This is a genomic window from Methylotenera sp., assembly GCF_030653755.1.
Taxonomy (GTDB): Bacteria; Pseudomonadota; Gammaproteobacteria; order Burkholderiales; family Methylophilaceae; genus Methylotenera.
In genome coordinates, this window is record NZ_JAURYU010000041.1 from 35,884 (window position 1) to 52,212 (window position 16,329).

Here is a 16,329-nt window from a genome sequence, read left to right on the forward strand (position 1 = left end):
ATGAAGTACTTTAATAAATTACCAGGTTTCATTAAAACGCCATCAGGGCTAGAGTGGATTTTATTCAAGAAAATACCACTAATTTTTAGCATTGGTACTGCAATACCATTCATCCCGATGCTATTCATCTATTTTGGTAGCGATTCTTTAAGTAGAGATCAACAACAAATAATCTATCAATTACTGGGCGTATTATTCAGCGTCTGGTTTTTTGTTGGAGCAATCGCGATTGGTTGCATTGTTGTGATGATCATGAAAGGACCTGCCTATGTAGCTGACCCCTATGAGCTCCCTAGCGAGAACAAGAAACTAGAACAACACCCTCATTTGTAATTTCACCTAGTTTAGTAGAAATTCCACTCACTGATTTTTACTGTAGCTAAAAAAGTTTTAGACATTACGTTAGTAATCTAATCAGCTATCAAATTCCCATTCTTAAGCTTCCATAATTTCTAAATTGATTTAAAACCCCATCTTCTTTACCATCACTATATTTCTCTAAAAAAGGCGATGATTGATTCTTTTTTAATCATTAGCATTTTTTAATATCCATGTAAAACTTAGTAATGATTGCTATTCATGAGTGAATTGTGTTTAATTACTACATTAATCTATAAGAGTGAATTAATTTTCACGCCACTTTAAGATTAACCAAGTTGTTAAATTAAGTTAGATAACCATCACTTTTAGCTACTTAATAACTCTGTCTAATAATATGTGTAATTTGCAACGACGCACTTTACATAGGCCTTGACTCTGAGCAATAACAACTTAAATGCTAACCTGCTCTCCAACGAGGGGGAGTTTGGACTGTGTGTTTAGGCAAGCAATCAACACAGTCAAATTTATTCCAACGTGGGAATAAGTCTTAATAAAGCATAATCATAACCAAACTAGGTGATGAATTGCTCCCATGGATGCTAGCAGTATTGCGTATACAAATGATTTCGATTGTATCGTTACACTGCGTCAATAAATTTAGGTTAAGGATATAACTATGAACAAAGTGAACTCTTTTAAAATTGGCAACTTGTTAAATCATCTAAGCTATAAAAGAAAATTCACCCTACTCGGTTTTGTCACGATTTTACCTCTACTGGTATTACTGTTCATCAACATCGACCGACTGAACTCAGACAAGAAAATTACGCAAACTGAGCTTCAAGGTATCACTTATTTAAACCCGCTACGTAACTTCATTGAAAATGTGCAAGCACATCGTGGCATGACCAACTCCTATCTATCAGGCAACGAAAGCTTTGCGGAAAAAATAGATGCTAACGAGAAAAAGTCAGGCGACTTTATTTTAAGTATTGATAAGATCGACACCAAACTTGGTGCAGAGTTTAGTACAACAGAAAATTGGAATAAGATTAAGAAGGACTGGGATAAAATAAAATCTAATTGGACACAAATAAAATCCCAATCATTAAAAGTCACTCCACAGGAAAGCTTTGCAGAACACACTGACTTAATTAACCAACTACTTGGATTCTCATTGCAAGTAGCCGATGCAAGTACACTTTCATTAGATCCGCAAATCAATACCTATTATTTAATGGATATTGTTTACTTAAGAACTATCAATGTGATTGAAAATATGGCAAAAATTCGTGGCTTAGGCGCTGGTGTTGCATCTAGACAATTTGCGGATAGTGACGAAAAACTAAAACTTTCCATACTCACAAATCAAGTAGAAGCCTCGTTAAAAAGTTACGAACACGATATGTTCGTACTTAAGGATTATGAGAGTACTTACAATCAAATCAAACCAGTAATGAGTTCATTGCAAAAATCAATTTCGGAACTAAACCTACTGGTTAAAACAGAAATTATTGACACTGAAGCCATAAATTTAGATTCAAAAATCTATTTTGACAACGCCACCCAATCCATTAATAAAGGCTATCAAGCCTATGATGAACTTAGCAGCCTACTGGATGGCCTGCTGATTGAACGTTTAGCGCAACAAGAAAAACAACTCTGGATAGTCTTGTCTATCGCAGCGCTGACAATTCTGATTGTAGGCTTCTTGTTGTTCACAGTTGCTAGAAATATTATTCAAGCGACAAGCCAAACTAAAGACTTAATGAATAACCTCGCACAAGGCAAACTATCACAGCATGCTGAGTCAAAAGTATTCAGTCGCGATGAAATGGGCGATGTCATGCAATCAGCCTACAGTTTAGAGCAAACTATTAAAAACCTTATCGATGCCATGCAAGCGGTTAGTCATCAACACAACATTGGTGAAATAGACGCAACCTTGAATGCTCATCAATTTAATGGCGTCTATGCTGAAATGGCCACGGGAATTAACAAAATGGTGGCTGACCATATTGAAATGAACAAAAAGTCGATTGCTGTTGTGAAGGCATTCGGAGAAGGTGACCTCACCCAAGAACTAGAAAAGTTCCCTGGTAAAAAAGCATTTGTTAATGAAGCTATTGAACAAGTAAGAACCAATATTAACGCACTTGTGGTTGACACTAACATATTGGTAAATGCAGCCATTCAGGGAGAACTCTCAACACGCGCTGATGCAAGCCGCCATCAGGGAGATTTCCGTAAAATTGTTCAAGGAATTAATAATACATTAGATGCCGTCATCAACCCATTAAACATGGCAGCCCAGTATGTTGATGACATTGCAAAAGGTAATATTCCCGCCAAAATTACAGACACCTATAACGGCGATTTTAACGCGATTAAAAACAACCTTAACCAATGTATCGATGCCGTTAATGCAATGATTGCAGATACAGCAATGCTGGTGGATGCCGCAGAAAAAGGTGAACTCTCAACACGCGCTGATGTAGATCGTCATCAAGGGGATTTCCGCAAGATCGTGGAGGGTGTTAACAATGCCTTAGACTACGTAATTAATCCACTAAACATAGCCGCTCAGTACGTTGATCGAATCTCAAAAGGTGACATTCCTAAACACATTAACGAACAATACAATGGTGATTTTAATGTTATTAAAAATAACCTTAACACCTGTATCGATGCGGTTAACCGCCTAGTATCTGATGCTAACATGCTAGCAGATGCAGCATCAGAAGGTCGCATTAGCACTCGAGCCGATGCAAGCCAACATCAAGGTGACTTCCGTAAAGTAGTAGAAGGTGTAAACGCAACACTAGAAACCATTGTAGAGCCTATCATTGCAGTCAAAGATGCCATTGAAACCATTACCACTGCTGCGAATGAAATATCTACTGGCAACAATGACCTTTCAAGCCGGACCGAGCAACAAGCATCTAGCCTAGAAGAAACCGCGGCCAGCATGGAAGAACTCGCAAGCACAGTTAAGCATAATGCAGAAAATGCAAAACAGGCTAATCAACTTGCACTTACAGCCTCAAATGTAGCGATTAAAGGGGGTAAAGTTGTTTCAGATGTCGTGACCACAATGATTGCTATCAACGACAGTTCTCGTAAGATCGAAGACATTATCTCGGTCATTGATGGCATTGCTTTCCAAACCAACATCCTCGCATTAAATGCAGCGGTTGAGGCTGCTAGAGCTGGTGAACAAGGTCGAGGATTTGCGGTAGTTGCTGGTGAAGTGCGGAGCCTTGCTCAACGCTCAGCAAGTGCTGCCAAGGAGATTAAAGACCTGATTACCGATTCAGTGAGTAAAACAACTGAAGGTACCACACTGGTTCAGAATGCTGGTCAAACCATGGAGGAAGTGGTTGTTTCAGTGAAACATGTAGCTGACATTATTGGTGAAATCGCAGCAGCATCGATTGAGCAAGCCACAGGCATAGATCAAGTCAATGAGGCGGTTACCAGCATGGACGAATCTACTCAACAAAACGCAGCTTTAGTAGAACAAGCGGCAGCAGCGGCTGAGTCATTAGTAGAACAAGCTAACCAATTAGCTACTGCAATCAGTGCTTTTAAACTAGATAGCACTAAGAACACCACTCATGTGCATAACAACTTGATACCCACTCACAATAATATTGCACTATCCGTTGTGAGGAGTCACCCTAGAACAACCCCTACAAAGTCGATAATGAGTAAACAATCGGACAGCAACGGAGATTGGGAAGAGTTCTAGTACAGGCCTCGGACGCTAGGCATATCAGATATGCTAGCGTCTGTGACAAGTTGAAATGATGACTACATAACATTTATGGCGTCACATACAACTATTAAGTACTAAATTACGTATTAAAAATATGAGTTGCCAATATAAGTTTATTAAATCCTCTTACTGAATTGATACGCTGAATTTCCTATCAATCAGTTAAAACAGAGTATTAATGCTTCTTCGCTTGACGATCTTTATCTTCAACTTCTTTTTTTGCTTTTAGTTCAGCACGTTGCGCAGTCTTACGACGACGCATGCTCACAATACCTTCACCAGACTTACGTTTATCCTCTTCTTCAGCAAACGGGTTGTGTCCTTGTTTATACTGAACGCGTAATGGAGTACCTGATAATTGAAATGATCTACGGAATGTTTTCTCTAAAAAGCGAGTATAAGCATCTTTAACACCATCTACATGGCTACCATGAATCACCACAATAGGTGGGTTGCTACCTCCCTGATGCGCATAACGTAATTTTGGACGAATACCTTTACTAATTGGCGGCTGATGCTGTTGCATTGCATCAATTAGAACACGTGTAAGTTGAGGTGTTGCAAGCTTAGCAAAAGCAGCTTTATAAGCCACATCCACTGATGTAAACAACTCAGGTAGGCCTTTTTTACGCAAGGCTGAAATGTAATGAAACTCAGCAAAATCTAAGAACTGTAACTTACGGTCAATTTCACGCTTAACCCAATCGCGCTCATCGTCCTTCAAACCATCCCATTTATTAATAGCAACGACTAAAGCACGACCCGCGTCTAAAATGTAAGCGGCTACGTGCGCGTCTTGCTCGGTAATACCTTCTTGGGCATCCACCACAAGAATCACCACATTTGCCTCTTCAATTGCCTGTATGGTTTTAATAACAGAGAACTTCTCGATAGCTTCAAAGACACGACCACGTTTACGTACACCAGCAGTATCAATCAGCGTGTAGTGTTTACCGTTCTTTTCTAAATCAATATGAATAGAATCACGGGTAGTACCAGGCTCATCAAATGCAATCACGCGCTCTTCACCCAGCAACGCATTCACCAAGGTAGACTTACCCACGTTAGGGCGGCCAACAATCGCTACTTTAGGAATTCTATCGCCTGTGTAATCGGTAACAGGCTCTTCTTCTACTACTTTAAAGTTTTCTAAAGCTAACTCAACTATGTCACGCACACCCTCACCGTGTGCAGAAGAGATTGAAAGCGGATAACCTAAACCTAATTCATGGAAATCAGCACTCACAATTGCTTTTTGCATGCCTTCAGTTTTGTTCACTGCCAGTAATACTGGGCACTTAGTTTTACGTAAGCGATTAGCGATTTCCATGTCCTGCGGTGAAACACCTTGACGTCCATCAACCAAAAAGATGATAGCGTCAGCTTCATCAATCGCTTGTAGCGTTTGTTTCGCCATAGCTTTAAGAATGCCACTGTCGGTATTTGGCTCAAAACCACCCGTATCTACTACTAAATAAGGCTGGCTTGCACCAATACCTCGTCCATAATGTCTATCACGGGTTAAGCCAGGTAAATCAGCGACAAGCGCATCACGACTTTTTGTTAATCGATTAAATAATGTTGATTTGCCGACGTTAGGTCGGCCAACCAAAACAATGGTAGGTATCATGTGAGCCTTCTATAAAGCATTGAAGCTAATCGATAAATTCAATCATCAATTAGCTCAATTAATTTTTAATTCTAATGAAAAGCGATTAAACCAAATAAATCATCTTACTTAATTTGGATCGCATACAATCCGCCACCACGAGACTGCGCTAGTAAGGTGTCACTGTTAATAGTGACTATCTGCGGCATAATCGGTGTGTCATCTGTTTTAATTCTGGCAGAAAATGCACCATCTTCACGTTTGAGAAAGTGAACGTAACCTTCTATATCCCCAACTGCGACAATATCACCCATCGGTAAAGGTGCAGTCAGCTGTCTATTTTTAAGTGCAGCCTGTCGCCAAAAAGTTTTACCTGTCGTGTAATCAAGTGCGTAAATTGAGCCGATCGCATGAGACACGTAAATACGTGCATCTTCATGGTTCAATCCAGCTAGGCTTGATATGTCTCGGTTCCAAACAAGCCGTCCAGTTGCACGATCTACTGCGGCAATACGACCTTGATAAGCAACCGCATACACCAGTGGCCCGTCAACCACAGGCAAGCTCGTAATATCTGCAATACGCTCAATCTCTGTGACGCCTTTAGGCTGTGCAACAGAAGCTTCCCATAGCAACTTACCATTATCAGCGCGAATAGCCGCTAATTTCCCGCCAGCAAAACCCGCATAGACTGCACCACCATCAACAACGATACCTGCACTACTGCGCAAGGTAAGTGCTGGACTAGTTCGGTCATATACCCACTTCCTACTACCATCATCTGCGTTAATGCCATAAATACGACTATCCCCAGTGCGTACAATGACCATACCATCGTAATATCTAGGTGCACTTAATACCTCACTACTAAGTCTCGACATCCATTGTAATTTACCAGCAAGATCATATGCATAGATTGCGCCTTTTTGGGTACCGACCAGCACTAAACTGCCGCCAACACCAACGCCACCTGTTAGCTTTTCTCCGACCTTAAGGTGCCATAATTCTTTACCGCTTGTCGCATCTAACTTCACAAGATCGCCTTCAGCACTGGCTGCATATACAAAGCCCGCCTCAACTAAAGGTGAGAAGTCATAATTACCAGCGGAGCCAAGCTTAGTCTGCCAAACCACCTTTGCTGTAGCACTAGTCTCAAACTCAGTTAAAGGCTCTATATCCACCAACTCTCGACCGAATACACGTTCTGATAAGTCAGTTTTGAGATCGGTAATTGCTGTACAAGCAGGCAATAGCACTAAGCTACATAAAACCAATAATATTTTTGATTGTTTAATAAAACACATTAATCACGAACCTAGCGAATCAAGTTTTTGTTGCGTCAGATGACGATATCTACCTTGTGCATCAAGCTGAGTAAGCGCATGTTCATAAGCGGCTTTGGCTTCGGCTGTTTTACCCATATCAAGTAATACATCACCCTTTAAATCAGAAAACAAACCATCAAAACCAGCATCGTGTTTTGCCTCTAGCACTTTTAAAGCTGCATCGAAGTTATTTTCTTCTGACAAAATATTTGCCAATTGCAAACTGGCAATAGCACTCACAGACGTTTCTTTCGCATTGCTAATCGCCCACTCCAACTGTGCTTTTGCACTTTTAATCTCATTTGCTTCGTAATTTGCTTTAGCTGCAAATACCGCTGCGCGTCCTGCATATGGCGTTGCACTGTATTTGTCCATGAGTACTGCAGATTTTGTTTGTATCGCTTTTAAATCTTTGGCATCAACCACTTGTAAAGCCTGGTACTCTGTAGAAGCATCAACAGCTTGTTTTGTTTGGTAGTATGTCCAGCCTTGGTAAGCTGCGTAAGCGACTAACAAACCAATCACAAGGTTACTTACCATTTTTCCGTAAGTTTTCCACCATGCTTTTAGCTCATCTATCTGTTCTTGTTCTTCTAAATCGTATGCCATTCTTCGTCCTAATTTATTTAATTCAAACCTAATATTTAATTCAAAAATCTATGCTTTTCTGGTCAACCATTCACCACTTTTTTACCAGGAATTGCTGCCAATAAATTCTGTGTATATGCATGTTGGGGCTGCTCATAAATATCAGCCACTTCTCCTTGCTCAACTACCCGCCCCTGATGCATCACCACAATGTCGTCCGCTATATGACGCACAACGCGCAAATCATGGCTAATAAAGATATAGCTAAGTGCCATTTCTTGCTGCAACTCTTTAAGTAACAACAATATTTGCGCTTGTATCGACACATCCAATGCAGATACAGGCTCATCACACACCACGACTTTGGGTTGCAACACTAAGGCTCGTGCAATACCAATACGTTGCCTTTGACCACCAGAAAACTCATGCGGATATTTTTGCATATCCGCTTCAGTTAAACCAACGCGATTCAACATGGCAACAACTTTTGTTTGCCGTTCAGCCGCGCTACCCAATCCATGAATCAGTAAACCCTCACCTACTAAGTCACCCACACGCATACGTGGGTTGAGTGAGGCAAAAGGGTCCTGAAACACCATCTGTAAATCTTTACGAACAGATCGAAGCGACTCTGCGTCCAGCTTAGCTAAATCTTTTCCAGAAAAAATCACTTCGCCACTATCAATGGATTGCAATTGTAACAGACATCTCGCCAAGGTGGATTTGCCACTACCAGATTCACCTACAACAGCCAATGTTTTACCTGTACGCAGCTTAATACTGACATCATTTAAAGCCTTTACCGAGCTTTTCCCAAAACCAAACCGCCCACTACGTTGCGTGTAGGTCTTAGTTAAATGATTGGCTTCCAGAATATATTCACTCATCTTACTGCACCAATAGACTGAGTGTTATTTTCTGGCAACCAAGCGTAATCAATTGGTTTTAAATCTTTTTTACCTTCAGCATCAGGAACGCAAGCAAGTAAGGCTCTAGTATAAGGGTGTTGAGGGTTAGTTAGCACCTGTGCTTTACTTCCTGCTTCAACAATTTCACCTCTAAACATCACGACAACATTATCAGCAATATCTGCCACCACACCAAAATCATGCGTAATAAAGAGCATCCCCATATTCATGCGTGTTTTAAGGTCATCCAGTAATTTCAATATCTGTGCCTGAACCGTCACATCCAGCGCAGTAGTAGGTTCATCTGCAATCAGTAAGCGCGGCTCGCAGGCAATACTCATGGCAATCATCACACGCTGGCGCTGTCCACCAGATAGTTCATCTGGATAGCTTCCAGCACGGTTAGACGGAATGCCGACCATTTCCAGTAAAGCTGCAATCTTAGCCTTTAGTGCTTCGCCTTTTAAACCCAAGTGCGTGGTCAAGCTTTCGCCAATTTGATAACCAACTGTCAATACAGGATTAAGCGATGTCATCGGCTCCTGAAAAATCATGGCGATCTTAGCGCCACGGATTTTTTGCAGTGCTTTCTCACTTAGCAATGCAATATCTTGCACACCAGACTCTTTATCGTTAAATAACACTTTGCCAGTATTAAGCTGTAGCTGCTGAGATAACAAACCCATGACCGATAATGCAGTAAGACTTTTACCACTTCCAGACTCCCCAACGACACAAGTAGTCTTACCAGCTTCAATCGAAAAACTGACATCATTGACCAATAAACGTGATGGAGATTTCTTGGGTGAAATACTGACATGCTGAAGCTGTAGTAAAGGCTGGACTGTATTAACAGGGTTGGTCATCATTTATTCAATGCTATAAACAATAGTCACAACAACGCGAGCAATTTTTTCGATAGTCGATTTATCGTAGACGCCGCCATAACTGTCATCACCTGCGTCACCGCCCACAGGTAAAATATAAAATGCACCCTGCGAAGCGGATTTCATCACCCCTACTTTTACACCGTCTTGTTTTACAAACTCAGTGGCACGGCTACGTGCATTTTTTGTAGCGGCTGCAATTAATGACATCTTAATATCCTCTAAGTCACTGACTAAGTATGACGGTGCTCTGGCAACTACAGGGTGACTTTCTGCCCGTAATTGCAACAAAGCTTTATTTGCATTGGTAATTTTGTTTAAATCTTTAGTCACCACACGAATCGTTTGATATGCGTCGAAGCCATTTTGCACTTGCCGTGGAATATCCTTAATAAACACTTCATCATAATGCGGATTCAAGGTTTCGATATCGACACTCCAAGTGTTAGCATCTAGCCCTTGCTTTAATAAAAAAGCCTCAACAACCTGACGCTCTGCTGCCAGCTTTTCTAAAGCCGCAGCCTGCGTAGCTTGGGTAACGCCAATACTTAACTCCCACTCTGCGCTATCTGCTTTAATTGGCTTTTCAGCCAAGCCTTTGACTGTAATCGATTGTTGACCAGACATCGCCCGCTTACCTTGTACGCCTAAGATAAAAGCGGCCGCAGACATACCGATTGCTAAAAAGATACCCAATGCAACCATCGCTTTAAACAAATTATTTTGCTCATTCATTGGACGTACCTTTTAATTAATTATTTAACTAAATTAGTTATTAAATATTGAGCTTAATTGGCGGTTAAATACTCAATCGCGGCCTCAACACTAAGCCTCTGTTGCTCGCCTTTCACAGTCGCTAACATCGGCTTTAATGTGACCTGATTATTAGCCACTTCATCATCACCCAATATCAAAGCATACTTGGCATGACTTCTATCTGCTTTTTTCATTTGTGACTTAAAGCTGCCACCGCCAGCGTGTAATACCACTTGAAGATTAGCATTGCGCAAGCACTCAGCAATACTAAATGCCGCACTTTCAGCTTGCTCACCTACGTTAACAAGATACACATCAGGTGCGTCATCTGCATGAATGCCGTATTCTTGCATTAACAAGAATACACGCTCTAAGCCAATGCCAAATCCACATGCAGGGGTTGCATCGCCACCTAAACGCTCTACCAAGGTATCATAGCGACCACCACCAGCAATTGTTCCTTGTGCACCCAACTTTGTTGTCACCCACTCAAACACCGTGCGATTATAATAATCTAAACCGCGCACTAAACGCGGATTGATTGTATAAGGCACACGAGCATCGTTAAGTCTTTTACACAGACCCTCAAAATGTGCGCGAGTTTCACCCCCCAAACAATCAATTAGCTTTGGTGCACTTTCGCACATCGCTTGCATACGGGGATTTTTAGTATCCAGAATACGCAATGGATTAGTATGCAAACGTCGCTTAGCATCCTCATCTAGCAAATCTGCATGTTGTTCAAAGTAAGCAATCAGCACATTACGGTATTCAGCGCGCTCATGCGCATCGCCTATGCTGTTGATTTGGAGCTCTACATCCTGAATCCCAAGTTCACGCCATAACCTAGCCAACAACACGATTTGTTCGGCATCCACTTCTGGTGTATCAAACCCAAAAGCTTCAACACCAATTTGATGAAATTGGCGCTGACGGCCTTTTTGTACATTTTCATGGCGGAACATTGCACCTGTGTACCATAAACGCTGCGGGCCATTATAAGTAAGGTTATGCTCAACAACAGCACGCACACAGCCTGCGGTACCTTCTGGGCGCAAGGTAAGCTTGTCACCGTTAAGCGCGTCTTCCCATGCGTACATTTCTTTTTCTACAATATCAGTGTGCTCACCGACACTACGTACAAATAACTCGGTAGGCTCCACTAAAGGCATACGGATATTTTTATATCCATATTGCGCCAATACACGACGAGCTGTGTCTTCAAGTTTGAACCATAAAGGCGTAGCCTCAGGCAGAATGTCGTAAAAACCTTTAATACTTTGAAATTTGTTACTCATGAACTTTTTTATTGCCTATTATTAATTGACTGCTTGTATTGGAATCGTCTTTTGTACAGTTGCCATGTTTTGCAGAGTTGTTAAGCGTAGCTTGCCACCTTCAGCATAGTTTTTTTGCACGTAAGCTTCAACAATCGCTTGAAACTCTTCTGCGATATGATCGCCTTTTAGTGTGACAGTTTTTTCACCGTCAACAAACACAGGTGCTACTGGCACTTCACCTGTGCCAGGCAAGCTAATGCCAACATTCGCTAATTTAGACTCACCAGGGCCATTCACCACACACCCCATCACCGCTACGCTCATATTCTCAACACCAGCGTACTGATCGCGCCAAATTGGCATTTGATTACGCAGATAGGTTTGAATTTGCATAGCAAGTTCTTGGAAATAAGTAGAGGTGGTACGACCACAGCCTGGGCAAGCGGTCACCAACGGCGTAAATGAGCGTATACCCATCGTTTGCAAAATTTCTTGTGCAACCACCACTTCTTTAGTCCGTGACTCATTTGGCTCTGGCGTTAATGAAACTCTAATCGTATTGCCAATACCTTGTTGTAACAACAAAGCTAAAGCGGCCGTTGAAGCAACGATACCTTTAGAGCCCATACCCGCTTCAGTCAGCCCCAAATGCAAGGGATAGTCACTGCGACTGGCTAGCTCTGTGTAAACTTTCACTAAATCTTGCACATCACTGACTTTGCATGAAATGATGATTTGATTAGGAGACAACCCTAAGGCTACTGCTTGCTCAGCGCTCTCAAGCGCAGACTGTATTAACGCTTCACGCATTAAAGCATCTGCAGTTAGCGGCTCTGACAGCTTGGCATTATCATCCATCATTTGCGCCATTTTGGCTTGATCTAAGCTGCCCCAGTTAACACCAATACGCACTGATTTTTTGTGCTTTATAGCTGCCTCAATCATTGCAGCAAACTGCTCATCACGCTTTGATCCCTTACCTACATTACCAGGATTAATGCGGTATTTTGCCAAAGATTCAGCACAATCAGGATATTGAGCAAGTAACTTGTGTCCGTTGTAATGAAAATCCCCAACCAGCGGGACATTACAACCTAACTTATCTAAGCCACGACGAATATTGCCAACTTGTGCAGCAGCCTCGGGAGAGTTAACGGTTATACGAACAACTTCTGAGCCTGCCTGCCATAATTCATATACTTGTTTAATGGTGGCATCAGCATCGGCTGTATCAGTATTAGTCATACTTTGCACAACCACAGGTGACGGCAATGTATTTAACAGTCCACCACCTACTGGCACATGGCCAACCATCACTTGCAAAGTGTTACGGGCTTTATTTTGCATAAACAAACTCAATGACTACTCCAAACTAATACGTGCAATATTGTTTCGAGTGTAACCAACCAAATCTACAGCTTGTCCAGAAACGTTAACCGTTGTGGCTTTGGCATTACCAATCACCACATTAAATGGTGGTTGAAAACTAAGCAATTGCGTTTCACCTGCGTTCAATGTACTTTCATAAAGCACTTGACCATCCTTACCACTCACACGCACCCAAGTTTCCTCTGTCACTGCCATACTCACTTTTTTTGCAGACAAAGCGGCAGCTTTAAGCTCAGACTTGGTTTGAGGCTCTAGTCTTGTTGCAGACTCAGGTTTAGCTTGCGCTACTGGCTCTGCAATAATCGCGGGAACAGCTTGCGCAGACACGGCTGATTGAGTCAGTTGTAATTGCTGATTACTATTAGACTGATTAGTAACACTTGTATCAGTAATCGAATGTGGTACATCTTCAGGCTGACGCTCTGCGGCTGGTAAAGCGACCTCAGGCAAAGAAATTTCTAATGAATTTTGCTCATCCATAGGCTGATCTGTCGTTAAGGCAATCGATTGCTGCACTTCGTTATCTGACAACTTGAATTGGTCTGGCAAATACTCAAGATACACAAACCAAGCGAGTAAAAAGAATAAAACTACAATACTACCTATAATATAAACAAGCCAATGCTGACTGTCTTTAGTAAGTGGCACTGGCTGCATCGAAGAATTAACGGCTAGTTGGCTAGGTGCTTGTGTTGGTGATAGTTGACGATAGATATCTAACAAGGGTGTAGCATCTATTTCTAATAGCCGTGCATAATTGCGGATAAAACCACGTGTAATCATTGCATCTGGTAGCAAATCAAAGGCATCTCGCTCAAGTGCATCAATTTGCTTCACACTGTAACGCAAACTATCTGACACATCTTGCTGCGACAGTTTCTTTTCATTTCTAGCTGCCTGTAAAATAGCACCTAATGACGCAGCCACTGGAGCTTCTGCACTTACCTCTTCAATCTGTTGTGTATCTGTCATTAATAATTTCCACTCTGTAACAACTTAGCTTGTTCTGAATCTGGATATTGACGCCTCAACTCAAGTGCATAACTTGACTCATCATCTCGATCACCCAGTAGTCGTGCTATTCTGACAGACAGCCATAATAGCTCTGGCCCAGGCCTACTGAGCATTGCGTTTTGCAAGGTAGTTTTTGCACTAGTCACATCATTTCGGTTAAATTGAATGAGCGCAAGCTGATAAGCTGCAGAGTGAAACAAAGGCTCAATTTGTAGAGCGCGCTGAAAATAAGCTTCTGCATTACGCATATCTTGTTTACGTAACGAACAGATACCTGCATTGGTGTAAGCCATTGCAGGCGTTGCGTATAATGGGTTTTTTACGGCAGCCATAAACTCTTTAATCGACTCATCGATTCGCCCACGAGAGCACAAGAAACTACCAAAATTATTATGTGACTCCGAGTTGTTAGGCTCAATCTGTATAGACTGCTTAAAGTTCTTTTCAGCCAAGTCATCTTGACCAAGGGCGGAGTGCACCATCCCTAAGCCGTTATAAGCCAAGCCGAAAGTTGGGTCGATTTTAGTGGCTATCGTAAACTCCTCCAACGCCACTTCAAAATTTCTCTGTTGAAAATAAACAGAACCTAAGTCGTTGTGCGCACGTGCGCGAGCTCTTGCATTTTCTATATCGTATGATTGCTGTTGTTGACTGACACATGCGACTAAAATACCAGAAACCAAAAAAACCAAAATCAACTGGCGGTCAAACAATTTAAAGGCTATAAATTGCCTAATTAATAACTGTATTAAGTTCATTTAACACTCACCTCTTTAGCCAACAGATTCTATAGGAATGTGCTTAGCTGTACGTTTTGTTTTATCTAGCACTTTACCTGCCAACTGACCACAGGCAGCATCAATATCATCACCGCGCGTTTTACGCACAGTCACAACATACCCTGCCTGCATCAAAATATCACGGAAAACACGAATATGATTTGGCTTAGACGTATCATAACCGCTATTAGGGAACGGATTAAATGGAATTAAATTAAATTTACAAGAAACGTTTTTCACCAACGCTAAGAGCTGATGCGCATGCTCAACCGTATCATTTACGCCGTCTAACATCACGTATTCAAATGTTACAAAATCTCGCGGTGCTTTCTCCAAATATCGATTACAAGCCGCCATTAATTCTTTAAGGGGATATTTTTTGTTAATTGGCACAATCACATCGCGCAATGCATCATTTGGCGCATGCAGAGACACTGCCAACGCAACTGGACAATCCTCTTTCAAACGATCCATCGCTGGCACCAAACCGCTGGTAGATAAAGTCACACGGCGACGACTTAAACCATAAGCACTATCGTCTAGCATAATTTGCATCGCCGTGACTACATTGTCGTAGTTAGCCAAAGGCTCACCCATGCCCATCATCACCACATTACTAATAATGCGATCATTGGCAGACAACATGTCGTAACCAGTCTCTTCTCGCAATGACTTGTTCGCAATGGCAAGCTGACCAATAATTTCGGCAACACTTAAGTTGCGATTAAAACCTTGACGCCCAGTAGAGCAAAACGTGCACTCAAGTGCACAACCAACTTGGCTAGAAACACATAAAGTACCGCGATCATCCTCTGGGATAAAGACAGTTTCAATACTATTTGCAGTATCCGTACCAATCAGCCACTTATGTGTGCCATCATTTGATACTTGTGCTAACTGCACTGTCGGCAAAGTAATCTCTGCATCGACAGCGAGTTTTTCACGCAGGCTTTTAGCAATATCAGTCATCTGCTCAAAATCATGCACGCCAAAGTGGTGCATCCAACGCATTAACTGCTTGGCACGAAAAGGTTTTTCACCTCTTTCAGCAAACCATTGAGCTAGCTGTGTTTGATTGTAATTGAGCAAATTGACCAAAATTATTTACGCCTTAATATTAACTTCCAATTAATTTCTTCTAGGTTGCAAAACACGCTTTTGTATAACAAAGTGATGTAACGCAACCTGAATAATTAAATTACTTACCGAAGAAGTAAGCGATTTCGATTGCTGCATTTTCAGCAGAATCAGAACCATGCACTGCATTTGCGTCGATGCTTTCTGCAAAATCAGCACGGATAGTACCAGCAGCAGCTTCTTTAGGGTTTGTTGCACCCATCAAGTCACGGTTAACTTGCACTGCGTTTTCGCCTTCTAATGCTTGAATCATTACTGGACCAGAAATCATGAATTTTACCAAGTCAGCAAAGAATGGACGCTCTTTGTGAACTGCGTAAAAGCCTTCAGCTTCAGCTTGTGTTAATTGCGCCATTTTCGCTTCAACAATTTTCAAACCAGCGTTTTCAAAACGTGTGTAAATTTTACCGATTACATTTTTTGCCACTGCATCAGGTTTGATGATAGAAAGCGTACGTTGAACTGCCATAATTACTCCATTAAATATACTTATTGAAAAGACCGTTAAAATACCATTTTTAGCACTTAAAATAAACCAACATTTTATGTTATGGTGTT

At 41.6% G+C, this 16,329-nt stretch carries 14 protein-coding genes; 2 read left to right on the forward strand and 12 right to left on the reverse strand.

Going from position 1 to position 16,329, the window contains the following annotated elements:
* Together Q7U33_RS07190 and Q7U33_RS07195 are read left to right on the forward strand one after the other, a co-directional pair.
* A complete protein-coding gene (locus Q7U33_RS07190) occupies window positions 1–333 on the forward strand; it encodes a hypothetical protein (protein ID WP_304859120.1) in 333 nt (110 codons plus the stop codon).
* Between the two features lie 664 nt (window positions 334–997).
* Entirely contained in the window at window positions 998–4,072 is a 3,075-nt protein-coding gene (locus tag Q7U33_RS07195; RefSeq protein ID WP_304859122.1) for a methyl-accepting chemotaxis protein, read from the forward strand.
* 202 nt (window positions 4,073–4,274) lie between these two features.
* Here Q7U33_RS07195 and der read toward each other — a convergent pair whose 3' ends face one another.
* From der to ndk, 12 genes are all read right to left on the reverse strand, one after another.
* A complete protein-coding gene (der, locus tag Q7U33_RS07200) occupies window positions 4,275–5,729 on the reverse strand; it encodes a ribosome biogenesis GTPase Der (protein WP_304859124.1) in 1,455 nt (484 codons plus the stop codon).
* A gap of 104 nt (window positions 5,730–5,833) precedes the next feature.
* Entirely contained in the window at window positions 5,834–7,012 is a 1,179-nt protein-coding gene (bamB, locus tag Q7U33_RS07205) for an outer membrane protein assembly factor BamB (RefSeq protein WP_304859127.1), read from the reverse strand.
* A 3-nt stretch (window positions 7,013–7,015) separates the two neighbouring features.
* Window positions 7,016–7,642, reverse strand: coding sequence for a tetratricopeptide repeat protein (locus Q7U33_RS07210; protein ID WP_304859130.1), 627 nt, complete (start codon window positions 7,640–7,642; stop codon window positions 7,016–7,018).
* 62 nt (window positions 7,643–7,704) lie between these two features.
* Window positions 7,705–8,508 carry an ATP-binding cassette domain-containing protein gene (locus Q7U33_RS07215; protein ID WP_304859132.1) on the reverse strand — a complete coding sequence of 268 codons (804 nt, stop codon included), beginning with the start codon at window positions 8,506–8,508 and terminating at the stop codon, window positions 7,705–7,707.
* On the reverse strand, window positions 8,505–9,395 hold the full coding sequence (locus tag Q7U33_RS07220) for an ABC transporter ATP-binding protein (RefSeq protein WP_304859219.1): 891 nt from the start codon (window positions 9,393–9,395) through the stop codon (window positions 8,505–8,507). The genes Q7U33_RS07215 and Q7U33_RS07220 overlap by 4 nt, the downstream gene beginning before the upstream one ends.
* 3 nt (window positions 9,396–9,398) lie before the next feature.
* A complete protein-coding gene (locus Q7U33_RS07225; RefSeq protein WP_304859136.1) occupies window positions 9,399–10,151 on the reverse strand; it encodes an SIMPL domain-containing protein in 753 nt (250 codons plus the stop codon).
* A gap of 53 nt (window positions 10,152–10,204) precedes the next feature.
* Window positions 10,205–11,470, reverse strand: coding sequence for a histidine--tRNA ligase (hisS, locus tag Q7U33_RS07230; RefSeq protein ID WP_304859138.1), 1,266 nt, complete (start codon window positions 11,468–11,470; stop codon window positions 10,205–10,207).
* Window positions 11,471–11,491: 21 nt separating this feature from the next.
* Window positions 11,492–12,799 carry a flavodoxin-dependent (E)-4-hydroxy-3-methylbut-2-enyl-diphosphate synthase gene (ispG, locus tag Q7U33_RS07235; protein ID WP_304859141.1) on the reverse strand — a complete coding sequence of 436 codons (1,308 nt, stop codon included), beginning with the start codon at window positions 12,797–12,799 and terminating at the stop codon, window positions 11,492–11,494.
* 15 nt (window positions 12,800–12,814) lie between these two features.
* Window positions 12,815–13,813 (reverse strand): RodZ domain-containing protein, encoded by a 999-nt coding sequence (locus Q7U33_RS07240; RefSeq protein WP_304859143.1) that lies wholly within the window; start codon window positions 13,811–13,813, stop codon window positions 12,815–12,817.
* Complete coding sequence (gene pilW, locus Q7U33_RS07245) at window positions 13,813–14,613, reverse strand: type IV pilus biogenesis/stability protein PilW (RefSeq protein WP_304859146.1); 801 nt, start codon at window positions 14,611–14,613, stop codon at window positions 13,813–13,815. Before pilW ends, Q7U33_RS07240 begins: the two co-directional genes overlap by 1 nt.
* Window positions 14,614–14,628: 15 nt before the next feature.
* Window positions 14,629–15,732: a 23S rRNA (adenine(2503)-C(2))-methyltransferase RlmN gene (gene rlmN, locus Q7U33_RS07250; protein ID WP_304859149.1), complete on the reverse strand. Its 1,104-nt coding sequence runs from the start codon at window positions 15,730–15,732 to the stop codon at window positions 14,629–14,631.
* A 100-nt stretch (window positions 15,733–15,832) separates the two neighbouring features.
* A complete protein-coding gene (ndk, locus tag Q7U33_RS07255; protein WP_304859151.1) occupies window positions 15,833–16,240 on the reverse strand; it encodes a nucleoside-diphosphate kinase in 408 nt (135 codons plus the stop codon).
* Window positions 16,241–16,329 lie beyond the last annotated feature (89 nt).